Consider the following 23,842-nt stretch of genomic DNA (forward strand, 5'->3'; position numbering starts at 1 on the left):
TCGTTATGCGCAATCTACATGCGGTTGAATAAATAAAGCACGGACTGGGAAGCCCAGCCATGACACGAGGAGAAACTTTACCCCACCCGGCCACCAAGACCAAAACACTCAGGCTCAACGGGGTGCGGGCTCTCGCGAGTAGCAGGATTTCATCTCCTCACCTACTTCATCCAGGCTACGTCCCATGGTCTCTGGCACCAAAATACGGGTGTAGCCGATGGCGATGAGCCCCAGCACGCCGAAGACCGCAAAGGCCACCGGGCCGGTGAGCCACTCCACCAACGGCAGGAAGTACTGAGCCACGGCCCAGTTAGTTGCCCACAGCGAAAGCCCGGCGATGCCCATTCCCAGGCCACGGACCTGCAGAGGTACGAGTTCCGAGATCAGCAGCCAGGTCGTCGGTGATACCGCTGCTTGCTGGAAGGCGATGAACGAGGCCATAAATACGAGTGAGACCATCGCCATCATGGTGGAATCTGCAGCGTGTGAGTACGCGACGGACAAGATGAATAACGAAATCACGTTGCCGGTCAAGCCGATGAGGAGCAGTCGCTTACGGCCGATACGATCGACCATCTTGAGGCCCACCCAGCAGGCGATGACAGAGACTACGCCAATGACAATCGAGGTATAGACCGAGTTTGTGGTAGAAATTCCCACCTGGCTCATCATGGTGGGCGCGAAATAGACGATGGCATTAACACCAGTAATCTGCTGTGTCAGCCCCATTAACATAGCGAGCAATACTGTCACCCGCATCCAGCGATTGGCCTTCAGTGCCTTCCACTCGGAGCCACTGGACCGGCGCGCCGTTTCCTGAGATGTCAACTCAGCCAGATCCATACCGGCCCGGCCGGCAACTTCACGAGCTCGTTCCATCTTGCTGTGCGTGGCCAACCAGACTGGGGTTTCTGGCAAAAAAAACATGCCCACGACAAGGGCGACACCCGGTACGGCTGCAAGCCCTAGCATCCATTCCCAGCTTTCTGCGGGCGCGAGGGCCGAATTTACCAGGTAGGCCAAGAGCTGGCCCACCACAATCAGCAAGGTATTCAGGGAAACCATGCGCCCGCGGATCTTGGCCGGCACCATCTCCGAAATATACATGGGCGAAACAATCGATACCGCACCAACGGCACAGCCCAGGAAGGTACGGGCCGTGGCTAGCATAGTCACCGATCCAGCCAACGCACACCAGATGGAACCCAAAACAAAAATGAGGCCTCCGGCGATCAGCGTAAAGCGGCGACCAAACCGGTTAGCAATACGCCCGGCGGTCAACGCACCCACCGCAGCCCCCACCAGCAGCATAGAGGTCACCCATCCCTCTTGGTGGGCGGTCATATTAAATTCCGGGGTGATATACAGCAAAGCACCAGACATCACGCCGGTGTCGTATCCAAATAATAAACCGCCAAGGGCGGCAATTGCCGCAACTACCTTGACATAACTTTCTTTATTCACAACACGCAATTGTGTCAGGAGACTACGATGGACGTCATGTCGCCCGATGCCGAAAACTTGCAACAATCCATCATAAAGCAGCTGGATGTACGCCCCTTTATCGATCCAGAAGAAGAAATCACCCGCCGGGTGAATTTCCTCGTGGAATACCTGGATAAGACCCATGCTAGCGGCTACGTGTTGGGCATTTCCGGTGGCCAGGATTCTACCTTGGCGGGAAAGCTCACCCAGCTGGCAGTAGAGCGAGTAGACGGCGCCGAATTCTGGGCCGTACGCCTGCCCCACGGCACGCAGGCGGATGAAGACGATGCCCAGATCGCGTTGGATTTCATTCGCCCCGATCATCGGCTCACTGTAGATATTCAACCGGCCACCGCGGCGCTAAGCCGAGAGGTAGCGCGCGCTGTAGTCCAAGATACTTTGAATGATTTCAATCGCGGCAACGCCAAGGCACGCATGCGCATGACCGCTCAATATGCTATCGCCGGCGAGCTCGGTGCGCTCGTTGTAGGAACGGATCACGCCGCGGAAAACGTCACCGGGTTCTACACCAAGTGGGGCGATGGCGCGGCGGACTTACTCCCTTTGGCAGGACTGAATAAACGCCAAGGCGCGGCATTGCTCAAGCACCTAGGAGCGCCAGAGTCCACCTGGGCCAAGGTCCCTACCGCAGACTTGGAAGACGATAAGCCACAGCTTCCCGATGAAGAGGCACTCGGCGTCACCTACGCCTACATCGATGACTATCTAGAAGGCAAGGCGGTTCCCGATGCCGCTCGCGAGCGCATCGAGACCCTGTGGCGCCGCGGCGAGCATAAACGCCAAATGCCGCAAGGGCCAACCGTCTAAACAGATTGGCCGGCACCTCAAGCGTGGCAAATATTGCACGTTCCAGCGCCCATTTACGATTCGCACGAGGCGTAAGCGCGTGCGCAGCCAATGGGTGCAGGTGGTGCATGGAATCCAGGTCTTAATATCCACCGGTAGACCACAGCCATGGAAGATGTCTTCTATGTCCTCTATATAAGGCGCCCAAACAGCGCCAACATGTCCAGGTCTGTATACGGTGTCCACGGTGAGAAGCGGGATCAGTCATGATGCCGCCCTCGGCAGCAAGAGCCCGTTGCCCGCCCGCAGGCCACCGTGGATGCACGCGGTCACCATAGATAAACACAGCGCCACGTCCCAGCTATGGGCGACACTCGCGCCGCAGACCAACTAGACCGGGTCCTGCTGCAAGGTACTGATCCCGGTCGGCTCCGCATAGGAAAGCGCACACTGCTGGGTATCGAATTCACCTCATTTATTCGCGGAAGTGCATTCCTGTTCCACGATGCCAACGAGAACTCCCCCTCCCTATACACGGTGTGCCACCGAAAAATCAGCACCCGGACGATGCATACAAGCGAGCTAGGCGCCCATTGCCACGCCGCCGCCGTGGGGGCTACCTCGTCGGTGCGCTCTGTAACGATTTCCTTGTCATTAACGCTAAATAGTGTGGCAACCGCATCCGGGGCTTCACCCAGCCACCGGAGACTGGCTGCCTCACCACCATCTTGGTCTCAGTAGCGTACCTTCTTTGCAAATGTCTTCACATTGACCAGCACAACTGGTTGGGTAACACACCGGGTGAGGACCAAAACCTTGAATTACGTGTTTTTGTATCGCATCTGACAACATTTTTCACATAATTCGTTGGCCCGCAGCTAATTAAGATGCTACATTGAGAGCGTTTACTGAACGGTAATTTTTCTCCCAGTCGAAAAGAATAATTATGATCGGAAATAAGAGCATCAAGAAAAAGATCGCCAGCGGTCTCCTCGCGCTTGGCACAGCCTTGACGATGGCCCAGTCTGCCAACGCGGCAGAAACACATGGCAAGGAAATGGTCACCTTTGGTGACTCTTTCTCTGCTAACGGTGGCGCCCAAGGGGACCGCGCGGCGGCAAGCCCTTTCTTGGCCTCCCTACCCCTGCCACCCGTGTGCAAAAATGACAATCACAACTGGGCGCACCAAACTGCCCGGAATCTCGGCTATAGCCTTGCAGACTACACGTGCAACGGAACCAATTACACGATAGCTGCCTACATCGAACACGCAGTACGTTCCGGCAATATCGGCCCCAATACGAAGGAAGTAACCTTAATGTATGGCGGCTTACAGCCTGACACTTACGTCGATACACTAGCTAACGCTACTCTCCCAAACATCCCCAAGGGCTCGAACTTCCGCGGGTTCCTGGCTGCACAGTTCCACAGGATTCGGTCCGCAGCTCCGAATGCCCGCATCACGATGGTCAATTACGTCCCAATGACAGTAAATGACACCCTCTGTGTAATTCACAGCAACCTACTAAAGCTGCCGCTGTCCTTCCCAGGCGCTACTCGCGCAGAAGAAGAGTTCAACCGCGAAATTGGACGTGCCGCTGGTTCGCTTGGCGTAAACTTCATCGACCTACACAACCAGGCAAAGACCCATGATCCTTGCCAGCCTGACACAAGCCAGCGATGGGCAGTCGCGGTTAGGACCCCCACGGCTCCTTCCGTAATGCCAATGCACCCAACTGATGTTGGACACACAGGAATGGCAGGCATTATTACGAATAGCCTTAAGAACTAGACCCCGCCCCCAATTCCATGGAAGTAAAAATCGGAGGTAAGGTGAAGCGTTTTCGTAAGCTCGCCGCAGCTACTGCTTTCATCACAGCGCTTGCGGGCACGAGCACGGGTGCCACAGCTGCAGTCCCAGGAAACACTGTTCTCGTTGGTGACAGTATTGTAGCCAATCCAACCGTCGCTGACTATGTACTAAATAAGGCGCATAAGAAGGCTAATACCGGAGTAGGTTGCGTTACAGACAACGCCATAGCAAACGAGATGAGTCATGTTTCCGGCGCACACGTTGACCAGTACCAGTGCCCGGGTGCGTCGTTTGCTACTGGAGGCATTCACGTCGATGACTCTCTCCGCAAAGCAGCAGCAGACGGCAACCTCAACCACCAAACCAAAAACGTCGTTATCGTTGCCGGCGCCAATGACACTTATCCCTACAAAGCGGATATCGCAGCGTCTGACCGCGCGATTCGCGGTGGTCTTCGCAGCGCATTGAATATTGCCCACCAACATGCACCGAACGCCAAGGTAATTGTCGCAAGTTACCCGCAGGTTGCCCGCGGCAACACGACTTGCTTGACCTCCTCGATGATCCCTTTGCCTATCGCAGCTGTCTCTGACACAGAACAGCGGCTCCGAAACACCCTACGTGAGGTGTCTGAGCAAAACGGAGCAACATTCTTGGATGCACACCCTATGTCGGATGGACATGACATGTGCTCCCCACACCGCTGGTGGGTTAACCTCGTTGATCCACTACCACCTGCTCCTGGTAACCTTCCTCTGCACCTCAACGCCCACGGCACAGCCGCTTATGGTCAATTTATCGGCCACGCTTTGCGTAAGTAGAGAGAAAATAAACCGCATAATTATGACCTGAAGTAGCCCCCAAAAAGTTGGACTGTTTTAGTTCCCAGCGGTTCGGGATTTAAGGGCCTGATTCCGATATTGCATCGGGGTCAGGCCCTCAAGTCCTTGTGGGATGCGTTCGGCGTTGTGCCACTTGATGTGTTCTTTGAGCGCTTGTGCGATCTCGCCGGCGGTGTCGAAGTCTTCGCCGCGAAGACCCAAACATCTGGGACGCGGTATCTTGGCCCGAACGGGTGAGGCCATCACCGGCGCTGGCCTCAATATTGAGGTCCGCAGTGACCAGCACGCGCCGACCCACCCGAATACCGCGCCCAGCCAACGTTGGCTACTTCCTGGATCGCCTGATCCACCCGGCGCATCAGTACATCAACCACCCGTCCGAGGTCCAGGGTGATAGGCAGTGAAAATCGGACGAGGAATTTACCGCTCAGTCTATTTTTATTCTTGGACTATCCTGCGGTTTCATCGCGGGGAGCTGTACGTGACATACCGCTTGGTCTAGTCTTGCGTTGCATGACGACGAAATACGACAATTCCAACGCAACCTGGTCTTTCGCTACCCGTTCCATTCACGCAGGGCAAAACCTCGACGGCGTACACAACTCCCGCAACGTACCCATCTACCAAACCACCTCATATGTCTTTAATGACGCCGAGCACGCAGCCAACCTCTTTAACCTCTCCGATGCAGGCCCCATCTATACCCGTCTGACCAACCCCACGCAGGACGCACTGGAAGAGCGCCTGGCCTCGCTTGAAGGTGGCGTGGCCGCCGTGGCCTTTGCCTCAGGCCAGGCCGCAGAGACCGCGGCTATTTTAAACCTCGCCTCGGCAGGCGACCACATCGTTACTTCCCCACGCCTCTACGGCGGTACCTACACCCTTTTTACGGTCACGCTCAAACGCCTCGGCATTGACGTCACACTCGTCGAGAACCCAGACGATCCCCAGTCCTGGCAGGACGCCGTGCAGCCCAATACCAAGGCGTTTTATGGCGAGACCTTCGGCAATCCGGTCGCTGATGTCCTCGATATCCCGGCCATCGCCGAAGTCGCCCACACTAACCAGGTACCGCTCATCGTGGATAACACTATCGCCACCGCTGCACTGGCCCGCCCCCTCGACCTCGGCGCGGACATAGTCGTTGTGTCGACCACGAAATTCTACACCGGCAACGGTTCTGCGGTGGGCGGCGCGATTATTGACGGCGGCTCCTTCGACTGGACCGTCGAGCGCGACGGCAAGCCAGTGTTCCCCTACTTCGTCACCCCGGACGAGGCTTACCACGGCCTAAAGTACGCCGACCTCGGCGCCCCGGCCTTCGCACTCAAGGCCCGCGCCGGCCTACTGCGCGATACAGGTGCCGCCATTTCCCCGTTCAATGCATGGCTGACGCTTAATGGTATTGAAACGGTAGGGCTGCGCATCGACAAGCACAATGCCAACGCCCAAGCCGTGGCCAAGTATCTGGAAGCCCACCCCAAGGTGACGAAAGTCAACTACGCCGGCCTGGATTCTTCGCCGTATAAGAAGGTCAAGGAGAAGTTAGGCTACTCCTACACCGGCTCCGTCCTGTCCTTCGATATTAAAGGCGGGCGCGCGGAAGCGTGGGCGTTTATCGATGCCCTAAAGCTTCACTCCAACCTCGCCAATATCGGCGATACTCGCTCGCTCGCGGTCCACCCGGCGACCACCACGCACTCGCAATCTGACGATGCAGCACTGGCCGCGGCGGGTATTACGCAGTCCACCATCCGCTTGTCCGTGGGCATTGAAGATATCGATGACATTATTGGTGACCTTGAAATGGGATTTAACACATTGGCATGAGGCGTATAAGTATTGGCGATTTTCGCACCGAAGCTGGCGCCGCACTTACCGATGCCCACATTGCCTACCACCGCTTCGGCCATTTCCTCGGCGATCCGCACGGCGGAAATAACGTGATCCTGGTTGAACACGCGCTGACCGGCAATGCCGATGTGGCCGAGTGGTGGGGCGATCTCATTGGCCCTGGCAAGGCGCTAGATACCACGAAGTGGTGCGTAATTGCCATGAACGCACTCGGTGGCTGCAATGGCTCCACCGGCCCCTCTTCCCCACATGCGGATGGCCGCAGTTGGGGATCGCGCTTCCCAGCGCTATCTATTCGCGATTTGGTCGCCGCAGAGAAAAAGGCGCTGGAAGAGCTCGGGATAACGCACGTACATGCGATTATCGGTGGTTCCATGGGCGGCGCACGCACCTTGGAATGGACGCTGATGTATCCCGATGCCGTCGATGCTGCGTGCGTTATTGCCGTCTCCGCGCGCGCCTCCGCATGGCAGATTGGCATCCAGTCTGCGCAGATTTCCGCGATCGAGCGCGATCCGTTCTGGCACGGCGGCGACTATTACTCCTCCTCCCAGCGCCCCCGCGAGGGCCTGGCTGCGGCACGGCGTATCGCCCACCTGACGTATCGCGGTGAACAAGAAATCGACGAGCGTTTTGGCGTCCAGGCGCAAACCGGCGAAGAACCACTTGGGCCCTATCGCCGGCACGACCAGCGCTTCGCTGTGAACTCCTATCTGGATTATCAGGGATCGAAGCTGACGGATCGCTTCGATGCCGGCTCCTATGTCACGCTTACCGAGGCCCTCAACCGCCACGACATCGGCCGCGGCCGCGGCGGCTTGAACCGCGCGCTTGGTTCTTCGCAAGTACCGACCATGGTCGTAGGCGTCGACACGGATATTCTTTATCCATATCACCAGCAGGAACACCTCTCGCGCAACCTAAGCAACCTGCTGGCCATGGCGAAGGTGGTCTCGCCTGTTGGCCACGACGCATTCCTCACGGAGTCGCGCCAGATGGACCGCATCCTGCGCAATTTCCTCACCCTATCCCAACCGCACCCGTGGGACACGGACAGCACAATCGACTATGCCATCTAGCCAGTCCCACCTGCACATCGGCGCGGGGCACGATGCCACACCCCCTCGGCCGCGGTTCACGGCCGCGGTTCACGGTCCCGGCTGTTGCGAAGCGCAACCTCTGCGCACCAGTGCGGCATGCAGATGGATCGCCTAAGCGGCGCAGATTTAGCTGCGCTGGCTTCGGCAATGTGTCTTATCCAGCCCAGGGCGGGCGCCACACAATGCCTTCATGCGGGCGACGTTCCAAGCGCCCACGCCGCGGCGGGGCATTCGGATCATCATCGTTGACAGCATTGTGATACTTGCAGACGATGGTCAGGTTCTCGGCATTGGTCTCGCCGCCGAGCAGCCACGGTTGCAGGTGATGAACCTGGCATTCATCGGCCGGAATATGGCAATCGGGCCACGGACACACCGGATTTTCCGCCATCGCCATCTGCCGCTGCTTCCACGTGGCCAGCCGGCGCGTGTGGTACAGATTCACGGGGCCGGTGACGGGGTGGATGAGGGTGATGAGGCCGACATCGGCAAGAGCGCGCTCCGCTAGCTGCGCACCGGTGATGGTAGCGCCATTGGTCAGTTGCAGGGTGACCTCGTCCTCGCCGTGGGTAACCTTCACCATGTCATCCAGGGTAAGGACCACGTTAGTGGTGATGGTAGATGTGGCCGCACCCTCTGCAAATACCCGGCGCGCATCGTCCACGGTGGAGACGTGGTTATTAATCTCAGCCACCAGGTCCGATTCCGCGGTGATGGTCAACGTCCACAAATCATCGGTACGGCGGGTCAGCCGCACGCCCTCCGCGCGCTTCTGGGTGCGCTCCTCCTTCACGCGCCGGCGGGCGCGCTTTTCTATCTCGCTGGTAGAAACGTTGAGCCGGCATAGCTCCTCGCGCAGGGCCCACGCCGCGCGCTGGGTCTTTAGCTTCTGCGCGTGCACCTCGATGATTTTCAGCGCATCGAGCGGAAGCGCAGTGGTGCGGGCGGCGCGCTGCTTGGCGCTAAACGATGTCGCGCCGAAATACGTATCCGCCAAGCGCGCGAATTCTGCGGCCTCTTTATCGCTAAAGCCGCGGTCCACCAATTCGGCTTCAGATAGCCCAGCACACTCCCCGATGAGCACCATTGGGGAGTTAATCGCTGCGAGGTAATCCGAAATCATGGTCTCGAGCCTAAACCGTGGGCGGTGGAGAGCGCGAAGCCAAGAACACGGCGGCTGTGGAAAACCGCGCGACACGCCGCAGTGTGGTGATGCTAAAACAATCCCCTGTGGATAACTAGCTACCCAGCGCATCCACGGAGTAGGCGAGAAAGGCCATCAACGCGCCGGTGGCTCCGGTAAACGTGGCATCGAAGCGGCGCGAGCGCACTGCTAGCACGCCAACACGGCGCGAATCGCAGGTCAGGCGCACCACCGTCAGCCATAGCAACGCGAGCCCGAGCAAGAAGGTGGCCCTGCGCCAATACTCGAAAACGGCGTAGCCGCCGGACAAGGCCACCCCGGCGATAAAGAGCCCAATGGCCCCCCACTGCACGGAGGCGGGCAGCGGGGACGGTTTGAGGTGCGCGTCGTGGGGATTGTCTAAGCTCACGCCAGCTTTTCCGCGCGCTCAACGATGTTGCGTACTAAAAAGGCGCGCGTGAGCGGTCCGACGCCGCCCGGGTTGGGCGAGACGTACCCGGCCTTGTCCCAGCAATCGGGGGCGATATCGCCAGTGAGCTTGCCATCAACGCGGGAAACGCCGACATCAAGAAGCGCGGCACCTTCCTTAATCATGTCTGCGGTAAGCATGTGCGGCTGGCCGGCAGCGGCGATAACGATATCGGCATTACGGGTTTCGGCGGCGAGATCTTTCGTGCCGGTGTGGCACAGGGTGACGGTGGAGTTCTCGCTGCGGCGGGTCAGCATCAGGCCAATAGGGCGGCCAACGGTCACGCCGCGGCCGATGACGACGGTCTTGGCCCCGCCCAGCTCCACGCCGAAGCGGCGCAACAGGTGCAGGCAGCCATTCGGGGTGCACGGCAGCGGGGCTTCCTCGTTGAGCACGAGCTTGCCCAGGTTGACCGGGTGGAGGCCATCGGCGTCCTTCTCCGGATCGATACGCTCGAGGATGGCATTTTCATCCAGGTGCTTAGGCAGCGGGAGCTGAACGATGTAGCCGGTGCAGGCATCATCACCATTAAGCTCATCGATGACAGCCTCGAGTTCCTCCTGCGAAATATCCGCCGACAGGTCCTTGCGAATGGAGTTGATGCCCAGCTTTTCGCAATCGCGGTGCTTCATCTTCACATAGGACTGGGAGCCTGGGTCCTCGCCCACCAGAACGGTGGCTAGGCCAGGGGTTATCCCCTTGTCTTTCAGGGCGGCCACGCGCTCGGCGAGGTCCGCAAAAATCTCGTCACGGTACAAGGTGCCATCTAGTTTGGTAGCGCTCATAGCCCCCATCCTAGACTGAAGGCATGAACCAGCTGCACATCGTCTTTGATAATCCCGTCATTGCAACTAATACCGGTAATGCTATTCGCACCGCGGCGGTGACGGGCGCGAGCCTGCACCTGATTGAACCGCTGGGATTCAACTTTGACGATAAGCACTTAAAACGCGCAGGTCTGGACTATCACGATTTGGCAGATGTGCAGATCCATAAGAACTTCGATGCGTGCATGGAGGCGCTTCCTGGGGCGCGCGTTTTCGCGTTTACCACGCATACGGATAAGTGGTTCACGGAGGTCGAATACCAAGATGGCGACGTTCTGCTTTTTGGCACGGAGCCGACCGGGCTGCCGGATGAGCACGTCAACCATTCGCGAGTTACCGATCAGGTGCGCATTCCGATGGTCCCGGCCAGGCGCTCGATGAATCTTTCCAACGCCGCATCGACCGCAGTCTTTGAGGCCTGGCGCCAGCTTGGTTTTAAGGGAGCGGTGTAAGTCCCGGCAGGTCGCGAGAGCGCAGCCGGTTGAGGAGCGCGTGGGCATCAGCAAGCGTGAGGTTGCGCGCCGCCATGGACACAGGCCCTTGTACGAGGTCAAGTTCCACCGTGGCCAGGCCAAGCAGCTGGGATATCGGTCCGCGGCGCAGGGTGAGTTCTTGAATGTGACGCAGCTCGATGGCCTGCACGCGGCGGTTGAAGCGTCCGGCGCGCACGATCACGTAGTCGCCGGCCAGCGCGACGGTTTGCTGCCGATAATCGATGGGCGAGACCCATTTGGCGCGCGCGGGCGAGGCGTAGGTTGGGGCGGCATCGGCGGGCAGGAATTGCCAGGCCTGGGCGCGCGTGCCGACGGGCACGATACGCGTCGACCCCGATCCCTCGCCGCTGGCCATACCGCCGTAGCCGGCGACCGATACGCGCGTTTCGTACCAGTCGAAGGGCCGCCACAGGAAGGGCTGGGTGACCTGGACGGCGTGGATGCGCTCGAGGCGGATGTTTTGGCGGCGGCGATCAGCAAGGCCGTAGGTGATATTGAGCACGCCATCATCAAGGCTGGCGGTATAGTGCCACGAGGAGTCGATCACGTTCCAGGCTCGCGGCACGGTTGCTAACAGAAATGGCAGCGTGATGGTCAGCGACAGCGGTGTGACCACGAGAAAGACGATAACTGCGAAAAGCACAATCGTAGACGCGTGCAAGGCGGCCGCGGCTAGGGAACGCGCGATCGGAATTTCGGGGATGAGGACGTTGTCCTCTTCTTCGGCCGGCTGCTCCTCAGCCGGCCGGACTCGCAGCTCGCCGTGGACGCGGGAGAGGATTTCGGCGCGCAGGGCCTCGGCATCGCGCTTTTTCAAAAAGGCGATTTCGATGGCGGACGACTGCCCGCCGGCCGTTTCCACGCGCACAGCCGCAAGCCGGAAGAGGCGGGCGATAACGGGCTCGACGACGTCAACCGCCTGCGTGCGGTCATAGCGCGCGGTGCGCTGTTGCTTCGAAATAACCCCATGGCGCAAGGTGAGTTCCTCCTCGCCCAACTGGTAGCCCATTTGGCGCCACCACACACCAGAGACGATCCAGACCACCGCGCACACTGCGATGAACCCGGCCAGCGCGAGGCCAATATCGCGCAGGTCTGCCGCGCTGTGTTCGCCGGTAACGAAGGCAAAGAGTCCGCGCAGCGCCTCCATATTGACGTTTAAGGCAAATGCTGCGATGACGGCCAGGATAACCGACCACAGCCGCAGCAGCGGGGTCAAGCGGTGGACGCGGTGGTACCTCATAGCCCGCTCATCCGTTCGCGGGCGTGGTGGGTAAGGCGGGTACGTAGGGCATCGGCAAGCGGGGCGTCCAAACCCTTCACCGTGGCGTCCGTGGTGGCGGAAGCGGTGTGCAGCTGCAGCTCCTTAAGCCCGAAGGCACGCTCGAGGGGGCCGGCGGTCACATCCACGAACTGGATGCGGCCATAAGGCACGACGGTAAAGGAATGCCACAGCTTGCCGCGCGTAATGAGCAGCTCATCGTCGGTTTCACACCAGCCCATCCGGCGCACCTGGGCCGGAATGAGCCAGAGCAGCCAGAAAAAGAGGACGGTAAAGAGCCCCGCCGCCCAGTAGAACCACGGGGTCCACCAGTACCCTGCCGCTGCGGCCGCCGCGGCAAAGAAAGCCGTCCAGCCCAGGTGGCAAATGTAGCGCACCGTAACCAAACGCGGCGAGATGGGGTTCATTTCTTCGCTCATATCTACTGACAGTAGCAATCGGTTCCACACCCTTGCGCAACTTATCGTTAATCGATATTATCGAATTACAACAACATCGAAAGTCGATAAGCAATCGGCGGAAAGGCTTGTCATGACCACCCCGCAACCCACCTCTCAAACTGAGCGCCGCGAAATTAAGGCGGCGGCCGCCATTTGCCTGTTCGTTATTTTCATCCTCGGTCCCACCTACCTGCGCGAACTTGTCACCGGACGCTTTTCCACCGCACTGAGTGCGGCCATCCCCGAAGGTCTAAGCAAGCACAACCTCGACGGCGGGCCATTCTGGATGCTCACCGCGGGGCTCGTCGTCAAGATTGCAGGAATCTTGATTATCGCGTTCTTTGCCTACCGTTTGGTCAAACCAATGCTTCGTGGGCAGGTTTTCAATATGAAAAATGTCCGCTTCCTTAATGGAATGACCTTTGGAATTCTCGTCTGGTTTATCGGACGCTTCCCACTCGAAGGTATGGGCAATAACTGGGCTTCCTGGCAGCTCGAAATTGACTGGTGGTTCGATCAGAGCGGATCCCCATCAGGCGAGCTTGCGCTGCCCTACCTTTTTGTCTGCACCCTCCAGCTCTTCTCAGTTGCCATCAAGCGCGGCTGCAAGCTCGAAGAGGAGGTCGAAGGCCTTGTCTAAGGAGCAAGAACCCCAGGTAATCTGCCACCTCGACCGGATAATGGAGGAGCGCGGCATTACCGGAGCGGCGCTTGCCAAAGAGGTAGGTATTACCCCAGTTAACCTGTCCGTCCTGAAGAATAATCGCGCCAAGGCCGTACGCTTTAACACCCTCGCGGCACTCTGTGCGGCGTTAGACTGCCAGCCGGGCGATATCTTCGAAGTGAAATAGAAAACCTTGTCAGAGTGTTGGGTTTATGTAATACTTTGTATCATGTCCCCAAAGAAAAAGCCTTCCGCACCCATCTATAACCGGGTACGTGTGCTGCGCGCCGAGCGGGACATGTCGCGCGCGCAGCTGGCTGAGGCCATCGACGTCAACCCCCAGACCGTCGGCGCCCTCGAGCGCGGGGATCACTCCCCCAGCCTGGACTTAGCTTTCCGCGTCTGCGAGGTTTTTGACCTTCCCGTGGAGGCTATTTTTTCCCGCCAGGAATTTGCCCCTATGTCCGCTGAAATCTATAGGAAGAATTCCTCATGACTACCTCACTTCCCGCCGCCGTCACTCGCCGCAAGCGCTTAGTACTGGGCGGCGATGTTTTCCTCGGCCTGTCCATCGTGGCTGCGGCCCTGCACTTCTTCGCACTTGGACTATCTAATCTGCTCTGGCCGATTGTCGGCATTGCGGCTACCTTCTGCACCATGCGGCTGCGCCACTCCATTCGCCACCTCGATGCTCCCACCACCGAGATGGACGAATACGAGCTGCGCTTGCATACCGAGGCCCGCGACAAGGGGCTTAAGACCGCTGTGTCCACGTCCATAGCGCTCTTCCTCGTCGCCGGCGCCACCGCATCTGTGCTTCGATTCTTCGGTGCAGAGCAGGTCGCAATGGAGGAAGCGACCTCGGGGAATAATATCGCTATCTTCTTTGCCAAGCTCATCTATCTCCAGCTACTGTGGGTTCCGTTTGCAGTGGTCAAGGAATTGGCCACTAAGCTCAACACAGACGAACTGCGCAGCGCAGAAAACTAGCGGAAATCGCGGGAGCCGCGCGAGAGGTAATCACCAAAGTCCAGCGGCTCCAGCTTGTCCGCCACCACGCTTACCGCGCCGGTCGCATTTTGCACTATGCCGCGGATAACAAGCGCGCGGGCGGTGCGAGCGAGCACCTTCTGCCGGGACCACAGCCCTGGTGACACCATCACATTCATCAGCCCAGTTTCATCCTCCACCCCCAAAAAGGTCAGGCCGGAGGCGGTGCGCGGGCGCTGGCGGTGCGTAATAATGCCGGCGATGCGCACGCGGGTGCCATCGGGGACGTGGGGAAGGTGGGAGGAAGGCAGGACATCACCAAGCGCGGCTCTAACCAGCTCCATAGGCTGTTTGTCGTGGGTGACTCCGGTGGCAGCAACATCGGTAGCCATCAACTCGAATGCCGACATGCCAGGCAGGTGCGGCGAGGTAAGCGCCGACGTACCGGGCAACATGCCCGCGCGCTCGGTGGCGGCGACACCAGCCTGCCAGAGCGCTTGGCGCCGCTCCAACCCCAAACACTCTAGCGCGCCCGCCGTGGCCAGCGCCTCCACCTGCTCCACGCTGAGATCCGCCCGGCGCGATAGATCGGGGACACTACTAAAGGGCGCGGCGGCCTCCACGCGCTCGGCGGCCTTATCCCCCAGCCCCTTAATAAGGTTAAGCCCCAACCGGATCTCGCCGGTGGGCAGTGCCCTGGCCTGTGCCCCGGAGTCGTTGATGCTTACCGGCAGCACGCGCACGCCGTGGCGCCGGGCATCTTGAATGAGCGACTGCGGCGAATAAAAGCCCATCGGCTGCGCGCGCAGCAAGCCCACGCAGAACTCCGCCGGGTAGTGGTGCTTGAACCACGCGGAAAAATACACCAGCGAGGCGAAGGACTGCGAGTGTGATTCCGGGAAACCGTAGGCGGCAAAGGCGGTGATCTTGCCCCAGAGCTTCTCTGCGACCTCACCGTCGATGCCGTTGGTGGCACGCAGGCCCTCGAAAAAGCGGCTGCGCAGCGCGGCCATCTTGGCCGGCGAGCGCTTCGAGCCCATGGCGCGGCGCAGGTCATCGGCCTCGGCGCCGGTAAAATCGGCGGCATCCACCGCAATCTGCATCAGCTGCTCCTGGAAAAGCGGGATGCCCAGGGTCTTGCCCAGCGATTTCTCCAGCACCGGGTGGTCATAGGTCACAGGCTCGAGGCCATCGCGTCGGCGCAGGTAAGGGTGCACAGAGCCGCCCTGGATCGGACCGGGGCGGATAAGCGCAACCTCCACCACGAGGTCGAAGAAACAGCGCGGTTTTAGCCGCGGCAGCGTGGCCAGCTGCGCGCGGGACTCTACCTGAAAGACACCGACGGCATCGGCGCGGCAGAGCATGTCATAGACCGCGGGCTCGGCCAAGTCGAGCTCCCACAGGCGCACCTCGCGGCCGGTGGTGGTGCGCACGGCATCGATCATGTGGTGCAGCGCCTCCAGCATGCCAAGGCCAAGCAGGTCGAATTTCACCAGTCCGGCAGCGGCGCAATCATCCTTATCCCACTGCAGCACGGAGCGGCCTTCCATGCGGGCCCATTCCATCGGCACCACATCCGCAATCGGCCGGTCACATAAGACCATGCCGCCGGAGTGGATACCGAGGTGGCGCGGCTGGTCACGGAATTGCTCGGCGAGTAAGGCGACATCGGCAGGCGGCTCGGCTATACCCTTCGACCACGCATCAGCCGAGCCCTGCGGATAGCCCAGCGCGCGGGCTGCGTCGCGGGTAGCGCCCTTGCGGCGGTAGGTAATGACGTTGGCTACCTGCGCGGCGTGGTCACGGCCGTGGGTGCGGTAGACGTATTGGATGACCTCCTCGCGCCGGCCGGATTCGATGTCGATGTCGATATCGGGTGGGCCATCGCGTTCCGGTGACAGGAAGCGCTCGAAGAGCAATTGCGCGGAGATGGGCTCAACGTTGGTAATACCCAGCGCGAAGCAGACGGCAGAATTGGCCGCCGACCCGCGCCCCTGGCACAGGATATTTTCCTGGTAGCAAAAATCCACCAGGTCGCAGACAATGAGGAAATAGCCCGGAAAACCCAGTTGCTTGATGATGTCCAACTCGTGCCGCATCTGTTTTTTCGCTTTGGCCTGTATTTCCGGCGGGCGCGCAGCGTAGCGCTTTTTACCGCGCCGCCAGACCTCGTGTTCAAGCCAGCTCATCTCGGTATGCCCCTCCGGCACGACAAAGCCCGGCAGGTTGGGCGCGAGGGCTTCCCAGGTAAAGGCGCACTCGCGGGCAAGGCGGACGGTTTCGGCAATAAGCTCAGGGCGGCCTGGAAGCAACTGGGCCATCTGCTCACCAGAGCGCATCCAACCTGCGCCCATCGGGTGGGCATCCGGTGCGGCTTCCGCTAAGGATTGGCGGTGCGCCAAAGCACGTTTTGCGGCGGCGAGCCGTACCTGGTCGCGCGTCGCTGCCGCAGGTCGAGCGGTTGCGATGGCGCGGAGGTTATTGTACTTATCTAAGAAACTGTGGCGATCTGCATCTTCGGGAGACATTGTGCACGCATATTCGAGAACTATGCTGTCTATTTTTATTCTATCGAGAACGTGATCGATTTTTTGCATAGCTTCCCACCCCAGCAGGAAAAAGCACTCCCCTTCTAGCTCACGCACCACGACATCTAGGGGTGGATATGCAACGCTGCCCTTCTCACCGGCATCCATCCGTGCACGGGCAATAAGGCGCGAGAGGCGGCGATAGCCTTCCGGCGTGCGCGCCAGCACGGTCACTAAGGTCTCCGCAAGGGAAAGCTCCGCTCCATAAATCGCCGGAAGTTCAGCCTTAGCTGCGGCTTCCGCAAATTTCATCAACCCGTAGAAGCCATCCCGATCCACAACGGCCATTCCTTCGAGGCCAAGCTCTAAGGCCCGGGCAACCAACTCTTCTGGCTCGGCAGCCCCGTCCAGAAAACTATAGGAACTTACCGCATGCAGCTCCGCAAAGGGCACCATAGAGCGCCCGCGCTGGACAGGACCAGCGCCGCCACCGAAGTGGTCTACAGCGATAGGTACGGCGGTGCCCTTGCCGGATAATACCCTTTCTAAACGCGACCACGGGAGAGCTTTTCCACCATTAAATTCCACCCCACACAGGATAATGTCGAATTATTGTTCTAATCAAACCGGCACGCTGAGACACATTCAATAGACAAAGCGGTTCGCTTATTGCTAGATTGCTAAAAGGTCAATTTATTTCAACTCCTACATGTAAGGGAACCTCATGCAGATTCGTCGCGCAGCGGCCGTTACCGCCGCCGTTACCGTCGCCGCCACTAGCCTCGTGGCCTGCTCCTCCGACGCAGATGATGACAAGACCATCACCGTTGGCACCACCGATGATGCAAAGCAGGCCTGGGTTGCCTTTGAACAAGAAGCCAAGAACGCCGGCTACGACATCGACATCAAGTCTTTCTCGGATTACAACACCCCCAACCAGGCCCTAGACCAAGGCGAGCTGGATACCAATAATTTCCAACACTTGAAGTTCCTGGCGGAGTACAACCACGGCAATGGCACCAACCTGGTCCCCATCGTTGCCACCGAAATCGTGCCACTGGCACTGTTCTGGAAGGGCCACGATTCCCTCGATGGCATTGAGGGCGAAGAAGTTGCCATCCCGAATGATTCCACCAACCAGGGTCGCGCCATCAACGTGCTGGTCCAGGCGGGTCTTATCACCCTGAAGAAGAACGGGATTATTACCCCGACCCCGCTAGACATCGACGAGAAGAAATCCAAGGTTAAGGTCGTGCCGGTCGATGCCGCCCAGACCCCTTCCGCGCACGGCGAGGGCACTCCGGCGATTATCAATAACTCCTTCCTGGAGCGCGCCGGCATCGACCCGGCTACTGCTGTCTTCCAGGATGACCCAAACTCCGCAGAAGCAGAGCCTTATATCAACGTCTTTGCCGTCCGCGAGGAAGACGCCGATAACGAGGACATCAAGAAGCTCGCCGAGCTCTGGCACTCTGATGCGGTACAAAAGGGCGTCGACGAGGACTCCGCAGGCACCTCCGTCCAGGTCAAGCGCACCCCAGAAGAGCTCAAGGAAATCCTGGACAAGCTCGAAGCAGATTTGGACTAATCACCCTTGCCTTCTACCCCGCCGGTTTTTACCCCGGCGGGGTTTGGCACTTCCTCACTAAGGACGCAACCCGTGGCAGATTCCACCCAGAACGGCACTCGCATTGAGTTCCGCAATATCACCAAGGTCTTCCAGCAAAAAAAGATCGAAGTTAAAGCTCTTGACGATGTCTCCTTGACCGTCAATTCCGGCGACATCATCGGCATCATCGGTTACTCCGGCGCCGGCAAGTCCACCCTGGTCCGCATGATCAACGGCCTGGATACGCCGACCTCCGGCGAGTTACTGCTCGATGGCCAGAATATCGTCGGCATGTCCGAAAAAAAGCTGCGCGGTATCCGCCGCAATATCGGCATGATATTCCAGCAATTTAACCTCATGAACTCCCGGACCGCGGCGGGCAATATTGAGTACCCGCTGCAGCTGCAGGGTATCGGCAAGCGCGAGCGCCAGCAGCGTGTACAAGAGCTGCTGAATTTCGTTGGCCTAGGAGACAAGGGAAAAAGCTACCCGGAGCAGCTCTCCGGCGGTCAGAAGCAGCGCGTGGGCATCGCGCGTGCCCTGGCCACAAATCCTTCGCTGCTGCTTGCTGACGAAGCCACTTCCGCCCTCGACCCCACTACCACGCAGGAAGTCCTCGACCTGCTGCGTCGGGTGAATAAGGAACTCGGCATCACCATCGTGGTCATCACCCACGAAATGGAAGTCGTGCGCTCCATCGCGGATAAGGTTGCGGTGATGGAAAATGGTCGCGTCGTAGAACAAGGCAGCGTCTACCAGGTATTTTCCAATCCCCAGACCGCCGTGGCCGCCAAGTTCGTCGCCACCTCACTGCGCAATGAGCCCGATGTGGTGGAAACCGATGACCTGCTTGCCCACGAAGGACGCCTTTTTACCATCACCCTGACCGAAGAATCCGGCTTCTTCAGTGCCGCCGCCAAGCTAAAGGATGCGGGCGTATCCATTGCCGTTGTCCACGGCGGTATCACCACGTTGCAGCAGCACTCCTTTGGCAAACTCACCGTCCGTTTGAGCGGGAACGATGCCGCCATCGCAGAGTTCTACCGCGCCCTTTCTGCCACCACTCAAATTGAGGAGATTGAACGATGAACGTCACCTATCTCGCCGCAGCCGACTGGGACCGCTTAGGCGGATCGCTTATCGATGCCATCGTCGACACCCTCATCATGGTCTCGACCACCCTTGTCGTCGCCGGCATTCTGGGCTTGGGGCTCGGTATCTTGCTCTACACCGCCCGCCCAGGTGGCATCCTGCAAAATAAGGTCGTCTACTTGGTGGTCAACCTGCTGGTGAACTTCGTTCGCCCCATCCCTTTTATTATCTTGCTGGCGTTTGCGCAGCCACTCACCGTCGCTGTGATGGGCGGATCCATCGGCCGGGAACCGGCCACCTTCGTCATGATCATCGCCGCCACGTTCTCCGTGGCCCGTGTAGTGGAGCAAAACCTCGTAGCAATCGACCCGGGAGTTATCGAGGCCGCCCGTGCCATGGGTGCTTCGCCGTGGAAGATCATTTACTCCGTGATCGTTCCGGAAGCTCTCGGCCCGCTGATTCTGGGCTATACCTTCCTGTTTATTGCCATCGTAGATATGTCCGCCATGGCCGGCTACGTCGGCGGCGGCGGACTGGGCGACTTCGCCATCGTCTACGGCTACCGCGCCTTCGAGTGGGAAGTTACCGTCGTAGCCACGCTTATCATCATTGTACTGGTGCAGGCAGCGCAGTTCTTTGGCAACTGGCTATCCGCTAAGATTATGCGCCGCTAATAAGCTCCACATCCGTGGCCACAAATGCCTTGCCGGTCTTGGGCGCGTCACCGCAGGAAGAAACCACTCCCTCCACGGCGCGCTGCTCGAGCACCACGCTCCACTGTCGGCCATCGGCATGCGTGACCACGGTGCTCTGTTTGTGGTCTTCTGCGTGGAGCTGGCCGTAGTAGAGATCCTCGCAGGAATCAATAAGCTCACGCGCTACCGCCAACTCCGCCACCTGGCCGCGCGGGCCGAAGGTGCCACGGCCGCGATTGACCGGGTAAAAATATTTTCCTTCCGCCGCCGCCGCAATCATCTGCGCAGCGGCTTCCCTATTCATCCGGCCAAAGGAATATCCCCACGGCATGAGCATGACCGAGGGTGCAAAGCGGTGCCCCTTCGTGTGCGAGGTCTCCCACACCATATCCGGGTAATCCTCCACTAGTTCTGCGGCGAGCGGCCGCCCCTTCACGGCGCAGCACTTATCGCGCTTACCATGCGTACACACCAAAACCAGGGGAGTATCGAGAGTTCCGCCTCCATTGCGGCCCGGCGCAGATAAATCCAAATCCAGAATCTTTTCCGGTCCAGTCATAAGGACCAATTCCATCACGCCCTGCTCGGCCCATACCAGATAGCACCGGTGCATGCTGCCGATTTGGCGGCCATCGCGACCGGGGCGGCGAATCAATTGTAGCCCGGCCCGGCCCTTGAGTTTGTCCTTCAGCTGGGCCGTAAGCTCAGATCCAAAAGTATTGCCATCAAGCACGTCGCGCGACCAACCGCCGGGCCATTCAAAGAGGACAAACACGGATTGTTTTTTCGCCGTGCCGGGCAGCGGTTCCACCTGGTAATCTGAACAAAAATCGGTCATATATCCTAGCCTAACCCGTGTGCAATTCATTTCACATATTTAGCAACAATTCGGTCAAGATCTGCCCCAATGCTAGGCAGCAATTACGGGAAATTATACTCTAGTGGTCATGTATAAAGCCCGTCTCTCGCTCCTGCTTGCAGCTGCAGCCTTCCTTACCGGCTGCAGCGCCGAATCAGCGGATGACACCACCATGGCAGCCTCTGTGGGAAACTCGCGCATCAGCCCACTAGGTGAGGCGGATATGAGCATGAAAACACTGCGGCCAACGGCTCCGTCGAAGCTCGTGGTAACCAAAGTGCGCGTGGGCCAGCACGACGGTTTCGAGCGCGCCGTCTTCGAGTTCGAAGGTGAGGGGTCCCCGGGCTGGTTCGTGGATTATGCCGATAATCCCAAACAGCAAGGTTCTGGCCAGCCCATTAACTATGCAGGAGAAACCGCACTCAATGTCAATATCGACGGCGTGGTCTATCCTTTTGAGGCCGGCATCGACGAGCCCCGTATCGGCATCGTCGATGCACCCGGCGATGGGGTTATCACCCAAGTTGTCAACGGCCGCACTTATGAAGGCCGCAGCCAGTTTGTCATCGGTATGAACCAGCGCAAGCCTTATTCCGTGCAAGTACTAGAAAATCCCACGCGCCTCGTGGTAGATATTCGCTCTTAATACGTCGCTTCCACGCACCAGCGCCCCTGCGACCACACCAAAAGCCAGGCGCGCTGGCATTGTTCCCGTTCAGCCTGGCCCACAATTTGTAACCGCGCCACGTGCTGCGGCTTTTCGGTCCACCACTGCGTATCCACCGGCCACGGGCCAGCCCAGCCGATAACGCGGTAATGGTGCGCACCCCATCCGAGTGCTACGGGCACAGAGGATAGGAGGGCCTCGGCGGTGACGATGACGTCCTGCGCGGCGGCATCGATCAGCCGAATGCGCGCAGCCGGGTGGTTCGGCCCGCCGCCTAGGCGTGCAGGAAGCGGCGGGGGGATCCTGCCGGGCCAGCTACCTTGCGAAGTGACATCGCGCTGCTCCCCATAGGGCACGTACTCGATACGCTCGGCCACCCCGTGTCCACCGGCGGCCCGCGGCTGTAAGACGTGATCTATGCCCAGCTGTGATTGCACGCGCGAAATCACCCGCTTGACCTGTTCCTGCGAGGTATCCCCGCCCCAAAGGCCAGCGACCTGTGGCCTGGCCACCTCGACCGGCTCAAGCACTAACCGCACTATTTCAGCACCATCCTTGCCGCTCGACCGCGCCGCTGTAAGCCAACCATCCAGCTGCCAACGCACCCGATCTGCGGTAGCTTGCTCCGTCAACGCCTCATGCGTGCGCCATACCCGGGCCACGGTTTCACCGGTAGCTAGCTCCGCCACCACGCGCAAGCGCATGCACACCACTTCCGCCTCCGCCAACCGCACGTGTAGCTGCGCGGCCAATTGCCGAGCCACAAACGCCGCCGTATCCACGCGCTCGATGGATTGCTCGCTGGCAACGGACAAGTCAGGCCTCTCTAACTCCGGGGATACACGCCGGTCCGCCCGTGCGTGCGCCACCTCGTGTGCGCGTTTGCCTTGCTGCCCAAACCGAGTGACCACCTGTTTAAATGGTAGCGCCGCCACATCCCCCAACCGGCGTACGCCTAATTTATGCAGCTGGGCCACAAATTCCACAGAAAAACCCAACGCGGCCTCCGCAGCTAAAACATTCACAGGCTGGGCGGCCAAAAAATCCAGCGACTCGCCCTCCGGCACCACCGCACCTACCCCGCGGTGCCGGGCCGCGATGATGGCCGTGGCAATCTCATCTGCCACGCCAAGGGTGGAATCAAAACCGGCGTACGCGGTGGCATCAGCAAGCATCTCCAGCGCTTCTGGCCCGTGATAGCGCAGCGCCGCACCCGCATCCACGATGGCCAGCCCAGGGCGCAAGACCTCCACGGACGAAGCCACGGAATCCAAACCCGCCGCAATCTCCGCGAATGCCGCGCCCTCTCTATCCGGGTTCGCCTCCACCACCTTTACCTCAGGACAAATCGCCTGGGCGTGGCGCAGACGCATTCCACGCCGAATGCCCGCCCGGCGCGCCATACTATCGCAGACCAACACCGCATGATTGCGCACAACCAACACCGGCCCCGCCTGCCCAATTACCTGGACGGGCCAATCCGGAAACCACACCGCAGCCACCCTCATACGGCCTCCAACCTGCGGGGTTCGCCCGTGGTGAGGCTCCCGCGCGCGGTGCCCTTTTTCGAGTCCACCGCAAGATCAATATCCATGCCACGGATGCGCCCGCTGCCCTTGCCGATACCCCGATACGTACTCACCTCAGCCCCAATGCGCACTGCGGTGCCCGGCAGCCGTGCGCCCACGGTCAGCACCGCGGCCCGCCCGCCGCGGATCTTCGCCCATACCGGCCGCGCCTTGGCCGGGCTCAGCTCGCCGGGCAGGCCACGATGGATAATAAGGTCCATACCCTCTGCCAGTACGCCGGTTACCGCCCACGCCTCCAGACCCGGATCGGGAACGGTGATCACGTTGTTGAGCCGCCCCATTTCGGCAACCTGTGCGAGAGAAAGATCCGACCACCCCACTATCCCCACGTGGCCCCCGTGGGCCGTAAGATGGCAAATAAGCTCCACCACGAGCGCGGGGCACTCCGCACACGAAACCACTTTCCGCCGAGCGAGCCCACCTGCGGGAAGTAACCGCGCCAACTGCGGAAGGGTATCTACCAGCTCATCTTCATCCTCCTGCACCATCGCCTGCATGCGGGCGCGTAACACCGCAACGCGGTCGGAACCATTTAGTCCAGCCACCGCTTTTTCTAGGCGAACGCTCGTTTGACTCACTCCCACAGTATGAA

Annotated in this window: 25 protein-coding genes; 14 read left to right on the forward strand and 11 right to left on the reverse strand. The window is 59.6% G+C overall.

The annotated features are described in order from the left end of the window. Positions 1-114 precede the first annotated feature (114 nt). Positions 115-1,464 (reverse strand): sugar porter family MFS transporter, encoded by a 1,350-nt coding sequence (locus D9V82_RS00990; protein WP_121910541.1) that lies wholly within the window; start codon positions 1,462-1,464, stop codon positions 115-117. A gap of 27 nt (positions 1,465-1,491) precedes the next feature. Between D9V82_RS00990 and nadE the strand changes: the two genes are divergently transcribed. The 3 genes from nadE (at position 1,492) to D9V82_RS01010 (ending at position 4,926) form a co-directional block, all read left to right on the forward strand. Further along, a complete protein-coding gene (gene nadE, locus D9V82_RS00995) occupies positions 1,492-2,313 on the forward strand; it encodes an ammonia-dependent NAD(+) synthetase (protein ID WP_121910542.1) in 822 nt (273 codons plus the stop codon). 925 nt (positions 2,314-3,238) lie between these two features. Continuing rightward, positions 3,239-4,084 (forward strand): GDSL-type esterase/lipase family protein, encoded by an 846-nt coding sequence (locus D9V82_RS01005; protein ID WP_121910543.1) that lies wholly within the window; start codon positions 3,239-3,241, stop codon positions 4,082-4,084. A 41-nt stretch (positions 4,085-4,125) separates the two neighbouring features. Beyond that, complete coding sequence (locus D9V82_RS01010; protein ID WP_238995878.1) at positions 4,126-4,926, forward strand: GDSL-type esterase/lipase family protein; 801 nt, start codon at positions 4,126-4,128, stop codon at positions 4,924-4,926. A gap of 57 nt (positions 4,927-4,983) precedes the next feature. On the opposite strand, the gene D9V82_RS01015 is transcribed toward D9V82_RS01010, so the two are convergent. Then, complete coding sequence (locus D9V82_RS01015; protein WP_121910545.1) at positions 4,984-5,190, reverse strand: IS3 family transposase; 207 nt, start codon at positions 5,188-5,190, stop codon at positions 4,984-4,986. A gap of 270 nt (positions 5,191-5,460) precedes the next feature. Between D9V82_RS01015 and D9V82_RS01020 the strand changes: the two genes are divergently transcribed. Further along, positions 5,461-6,777 carry an O-acetylhomoserine/O-acetylserine sulfhydrylase gene (locus D9V82_RS01020; RefSeq protein WP_121910546.1) on the forward strand — a complete coding sequence of 439 codons (1,317 nt, stop codon included), beginning with the start codon at positions 5,461-5,463 and terminating at the stop codon, positions 6,775-6,777. Further along, positions 6,774-7,880, forward strand: a complete 1,107-nt coding sequence (metX, locus tag D9V82_RS01025; protein WP_121910547.1) for a homoserine O-acetyltransferase MetX — start codon at positions 6,774-6,776, stop codon at positions 7,878-7,880. The genes D9V82_RS01020 and metX overlap by 4 nt, the downstream gene beginning before the upstream one ends. Before the next feature lie 175 nt (positions 7,881-8,055). Here metX and D9V82_RS01030 read toward each other — a convergent pair whose 3' ends face one another. From D9V82_RS01030 to D9V82_RS01040, 3 genes are all read right to left on the reverse strand, one after another. After that, positions 8,056-9,024, reverse strand: coding sequence for an HNH endonuclease signature motif containing protein (locus D9V82_RS01030; RefSeq protein ID WP_121910548.1), 969 nt, complete (start codon positions 9,022-9,024; stop codon positions 8,056-8,058). Positions 9,025-9,139: 115 nt separating this feature from the next. After that, complete coding sequence (locus tag D9V82_RS01035) at positions 9,140-9,454, reverse strand: DUF3017 domain-containing protein (protein ID WP_121910549.1); 315 nt, start codon at positions 9,452-9,454, stop codon at positions 9,140-9,142. Further along, the gene (locus tag D9V82_RS01040; protein ID WP_121910550.1) at positions 9,451-10,299 is read right to left on the reverse strand and encodes a bifunctional methylenetetrahydrofolate dehydrogenase/methenyltetrahydrofolate cyclohydrolase; all 849 of its coding nucleotides are present in this window, start codon (positions 10,297-10,299) and stop codon (positions 9,451-9,453) included. The genes D9V82_RS01035 and D9V82_RS01040 overlap by 4 nt, the downstream gene beginning before the upstream one ends. Positions 10,300-10,322: 23 nt before the next feature. Here D9V82_RS01040 and D9V82_RS01045 point away from each other — a divergent pair, with 23 nt between their 5' ends. Beyond that, positions 10,323-10,793, forward strand: a complete 471-nt coding sequence (locus D9V82_RS01045) for a tRNA (cytidine(34)-2'-O)-methyltransferase (protein ID WP_121910551.1) — start codon at positions 10,323-10,325, stop codon at positions 10,791-10,793. Here the strand turns inward: D9V82_RS01045 and D9V82_RS01050 are convergent. Both D9V82_RS01050 and D9V82_RS01055 read right to left on the reverse strand, forming a co-directional pair. Further along, positions 10,777-12,078: a PH domain-containing protein gene (locus tag D9V82_RS01050; protein ID WP_121910552.1), complete on the reverse strand. Its 1,302-nt coding sequence runs from the start codon at positions 12,076-12,078 to the stop codon at positions 10,777-10,779. The genes D9V82_RS01045 and D9V82_RS01050 overlap by 17 nt on opposite strands. Continuing rightward, positions 12,075-12,536 (reverse strand): PH domain-containing protein, encoded by a 462-nt coding sequence (locus tag D9V82_RS01055; protein WP_121910553.1) that lies wholly within the window; start codon positions 12,534-12,536, stop codon positions 12,075-12,077. Before D9V82_RS01055 ends, D9V82_RS01050 begins: the two co-directional genes overlap by 4 nt. A gap of 112 nt (positions 12,537-12,648) precedes the next feature. Between D9V82_RS01055 and D9V82_RS01060 the strand changes: the two genes are divergently transcribed. Genes D9V82_RS01060 through D9V82_RS01075 form a run of 4 tightly spaced genes read left to right on the forward strand, consistent with a single transcriptional unit; the run spans position 12,649 to position 14,211 of the window. Further along, positions 12,649-13,197 carry a hypothetical protein gene (locus tag D9V82_RS01060; protein WP_234457666.1) on the forward strand — a complete coding sequence of 183 codons (549 nt, stop codon included), beginning with the start codon at positions 12,649-12,651 and terminating at the stop codon, positions 13,195-13,197. Beyond that, the gene (locus D9V82_RS01065) at positions 13,190-13,408 is read left to right on the forward strand and encodes a helix-turn-helix domain-containing protein (RefSeq protein ID WP_259466584.1); all 219 of its coding nucleotides are present in this window, start codon (positions 13,190-13,192) and stop codon (positions 13,406-13,408) included. The genes D9V82_RS01060 and D9V82_RS01065 overlap by 8 nt, the downstream gene beginning before the upstream one ends. Positions 13,409-13,450: 42 nt before the next feature. Beyond that, the gene (locus D9V82_RS01070; RefSeq protein ID WP_121910555.1) at positions 13,451-13,717 is read left to right on the forward strand and encodes a helix-turn-helix transcriptional regulator; all 267 of its coding nucleotides are present in this window, start codon (positions 13,451-13,453) and stop codon (positions 13,715-13,717) included. Beyond that, complete coding sequence (locus tag D9V82_RS01075) at positions 13,714-14,211, forward strand: hypothetical protein (RefSeq protein WP_121910556.1); 498 nt, start codon at positions 13,714-13,716, stop codon at positions 14,209-14,211. Before D9V82_RS01070 ends, D9V82_RS01075 begins: the two co-directional genes overlap by 4 nt. Here the strand turns inward: D9V82_RS01075 and D9V82_RS01080 are convergent. After that, positions 14,208-17,327, reverse strand: a complete 3,120-nt coding sequence (locus tag D9V82_RS01080) for an error-prone DNA polymerase (RefSeq protein WP_121910557.1) — start codon at positions 17,325-17,327, stop codon at positions 14,208-14,210. The genes D9V82_RS01075 and D9V82_RS01080 overlap by 4 nt on opposite strands. 136 nt (positions 17,328-17,463) lie before the next feature. On the opposite strand from D9V82_RS01080, the gene D9V82_RS01085 reads away from it, so the two are divergent. The 3 genes from D9V82_RS01085 (at position 17,464) to D9V82_RS01095 (ending at position 20,114) form a co-directional block, all read left to right on the forward strand. Continuing rightward, positions 17,464-18,327 carry a MetQ/NlpA family ABC transporter substrate-binding protein gene (locus tag D9V82_RS01085; RefSeq protein WP_121910558.1) on the forward strand — a complete coding sequence of 288 codons (864 nt, stop codon included), beginning with the start codon at positions 17,464-17,466 and terminating at the stop codon, positions 18,325-18,327. A 72-nt stretch (positions 18,328-18,399) separates the two neighbouring features. Continuing rightward, positions 18,400-19,437, forward strand: coding sequence for a methionine ABC transporter ATP-binding protein (locus D9V82_RS01090; RefSeq protein ID WP_121910559.1), 1,038 nt, complete (start codon positions 18,400-18,402; stop codon positions 19,435-19,437). Further along, the gene (locus D9V82_RS01095) at positions 19,434-20,114 is read left to right on the forward strand and encodes a methionine ABC transporter permease (RefSeq protein ID WP_121910560.1); all 681 of its coding nucleotides are present in this window, start codon (positions 19,434-19,436) and stop codon (positions 20,112-20,114) included. The genes D9V82_RS01090 and D9V82_RS01095 overlap by 4 nt, the downstream gene beginning before the upstream one ends. Here the strand turns inward: D9V82_RS01095 and D9V82_RS01100 are convergent. Further along, complete coding sequence (locus tag D9V82_RS01100; protein WP_121910561.1) at positions 20,101-20,973, reverse strand: sucrase ferredoxin; 873 nt, start codon at positions 20,971-20,973, stop codon at positions 20,101-20,103. The two genes, D9V82_RS01095 and D9V82_RS01100, sit on opposite strands and share 14 nt — an antisense overlap. A 109-nt stretch (positions 20,974-21,082) precedes the next feature. Between D9V82_RS01100 and D9V82_RS01105 the strand changes: the two genes are divergently transcribed. Continuing rightward, entirely contained in the window at positions 21,083-21,640 is a 558-nt protein-coding gene (locus D9V82_RS01105; RefSeq protein WP_121910562.1) for an AMIN-like domain-containing (lipo)protein, read from the forward strand. On the opposite strand, the gene D9V82_RS01110 is transcribed toward D9V82_RS01105, so the two are convergent. Both D9V82_RS01110 and D9V82_RS01115 read right to left on the reverse strand, forming a co-directional pair. Continuing rightward, on the reverse strand, positions 21,637-23,169 hold the full coding sequence (locus D9V82_RS01110) for a DNA polymerase Y family protein (protein ID WP_121910563.1): 1,533 nt from the start codon (positions 23,167-23,169) through the stop codon (positions 21,637-21,639). The two genes, D9V82_RS01105 and D9V82_RS01110, sit on opposite strands and share 4 nt — an antisense overlap. Next, positions 23,166-23,834: a hypothetical protein gene (locus D9V82_RS01115; protein ID WP_121910564.1), complete on the reverse strand. Its 669-nt coding sequence runs from the start codon at positions 23,832-23,834 to the stop codon at positions 23,166-23,168. Before D9V82_RS01115 ends, D9V82_RS01110 begins: the two co-directional genes overlap by 4 nt. Positions 23,835-23,842 lie beyond the last annotated feature (8 nt).

The sequence above is a fragment of the Corynebacterium macginleyi genome (assembly GCF_003688935.1).
Lineage (GTDB): Bacteria > Actinomycetota > Actinomycetes > Mycobacteriales > Mycobacteriaceae > Corynebacterium > Corynebacterium macginleyi.

Coding starts and splice junctions, on each gene's coding strand:
- D9V82_RS01100 (WP_121910561.1), bottom strand. CDS start 20,973: ATGACCGATTTTTGTTCAGATTACCAGGTGGAACCGCTGCCCGGCACG.
- D9V82_RS01060 (WP_234457666.1), top strand. CDS start 12,649: ATGACCACCCCGCAACCCACCTCTCAAACTGAGCGCCGCGAAATTAAG.
- D9V82_RS01095 (WP_121910560.1), top strand. CDS start 19,434: ATGAACGTCACCTATCTCGCCGCAGCCGACTGGGACCGCTTAGGCGGA.
- D9V82_RS01050 (WP_121910552.1), bottom strand. CDS start 12,078: ATGAGGTACCACCGCGTCCACCGCTTGACCCCGCTGCTGCGGCTGTGG.
- D9V82_RS01045 (WP_121910551.1), top strand. CDS start 10,323: ATGAACCAGCTGCACATCGTCTTTGATAATCCCGTCATTGCAACTAAT.
- D9V82_RS01030 (WP_121910548.1), bottom strand. CDS start 9,024: ATGATTTCGGATTACCTCGCAGCGATTAACTCCCCAATGGTGCTCATC.
- D9V82_RS01110 (WP_121910563.1), bottom strand. CDS start 23,169: ATGAGGGTGGCTGCGGTGTGGTTTCCGGATTGGCCCGTCCAGGTAATT.
- nadE (WP_121910542.1), top strand. CDS start 1,492: ATGGACGTCATGTCGCCCGATGCCGAAAACTTGCAACAATCCATCATA.
- D9V82_RS01020 (WP_121910546.1), top strand. CDS start 5,461: ATGACGACGAAATACGACAATTCCAACGCAACCTGGTCTTTCGCTACC.
- D9V82_RS01105 (WP_121910562.1), top strand. CDS start 21,083: ATGTATAAAGCCCGTCTCTCGCTCCTGCTTGCAGCTGCAGCCTTCCTT.
- D9V82_RS01070 (WP_121910555.1), top strand. CDS start 13,451: ATGTCCCCAAAGAAAAAGCCTTCCGCACCCATCTATAACCGGGTACGT.
- D9V82_RS01075 (WP_121910556.1), top strand. CDS start 13,714: ATGACTACCTCACTTCCCGCCGCCGTCACTCGCCGCAAGCGCTTAGTA.
- metX (WP_121910547.1), top strand. CDS start 6,774: ATGAGGCGTATAAGTATTGGCGATTTTCGCACCGAAGCTGGCGCCGCA.
- D9V82_RS01085 (WP_121910558.1), top strand. CDS start 17,464: ATGCAGATTCGTCGCGCAGCGGCCGTTACCGCCGCCGTTACCGTCGCC.
- D9V82_RS01040 (WP_121910550.1), bottom strand. CDS start 10,299: ATGAGCGCTACCAAACTAGATGGCACCTTGTACCGTGACGAGATTTTT.
- D9V82_RS01015 (WP_121910545.1), bottom strand. CDS start 5,190: ATGGCCTCACCCGTTCGGGCCAAGATACCGCGTCCCAGATGTTTGGGT.
- D9V82_RS01055 (WP_121910553.1), bottom strand. CDS start 12,536: ATGAGCGAAGAAATGAACCCCATCTCGCCGCGTTTGGTTACGGTGCGC.
- D9V82_RS01005 (WP_121910543.1), top strand. CDS start 3,239: ATGATCGGAAATAAGAGCATCAAGAAAAAGATCGCCAGCGGTCTCCTC.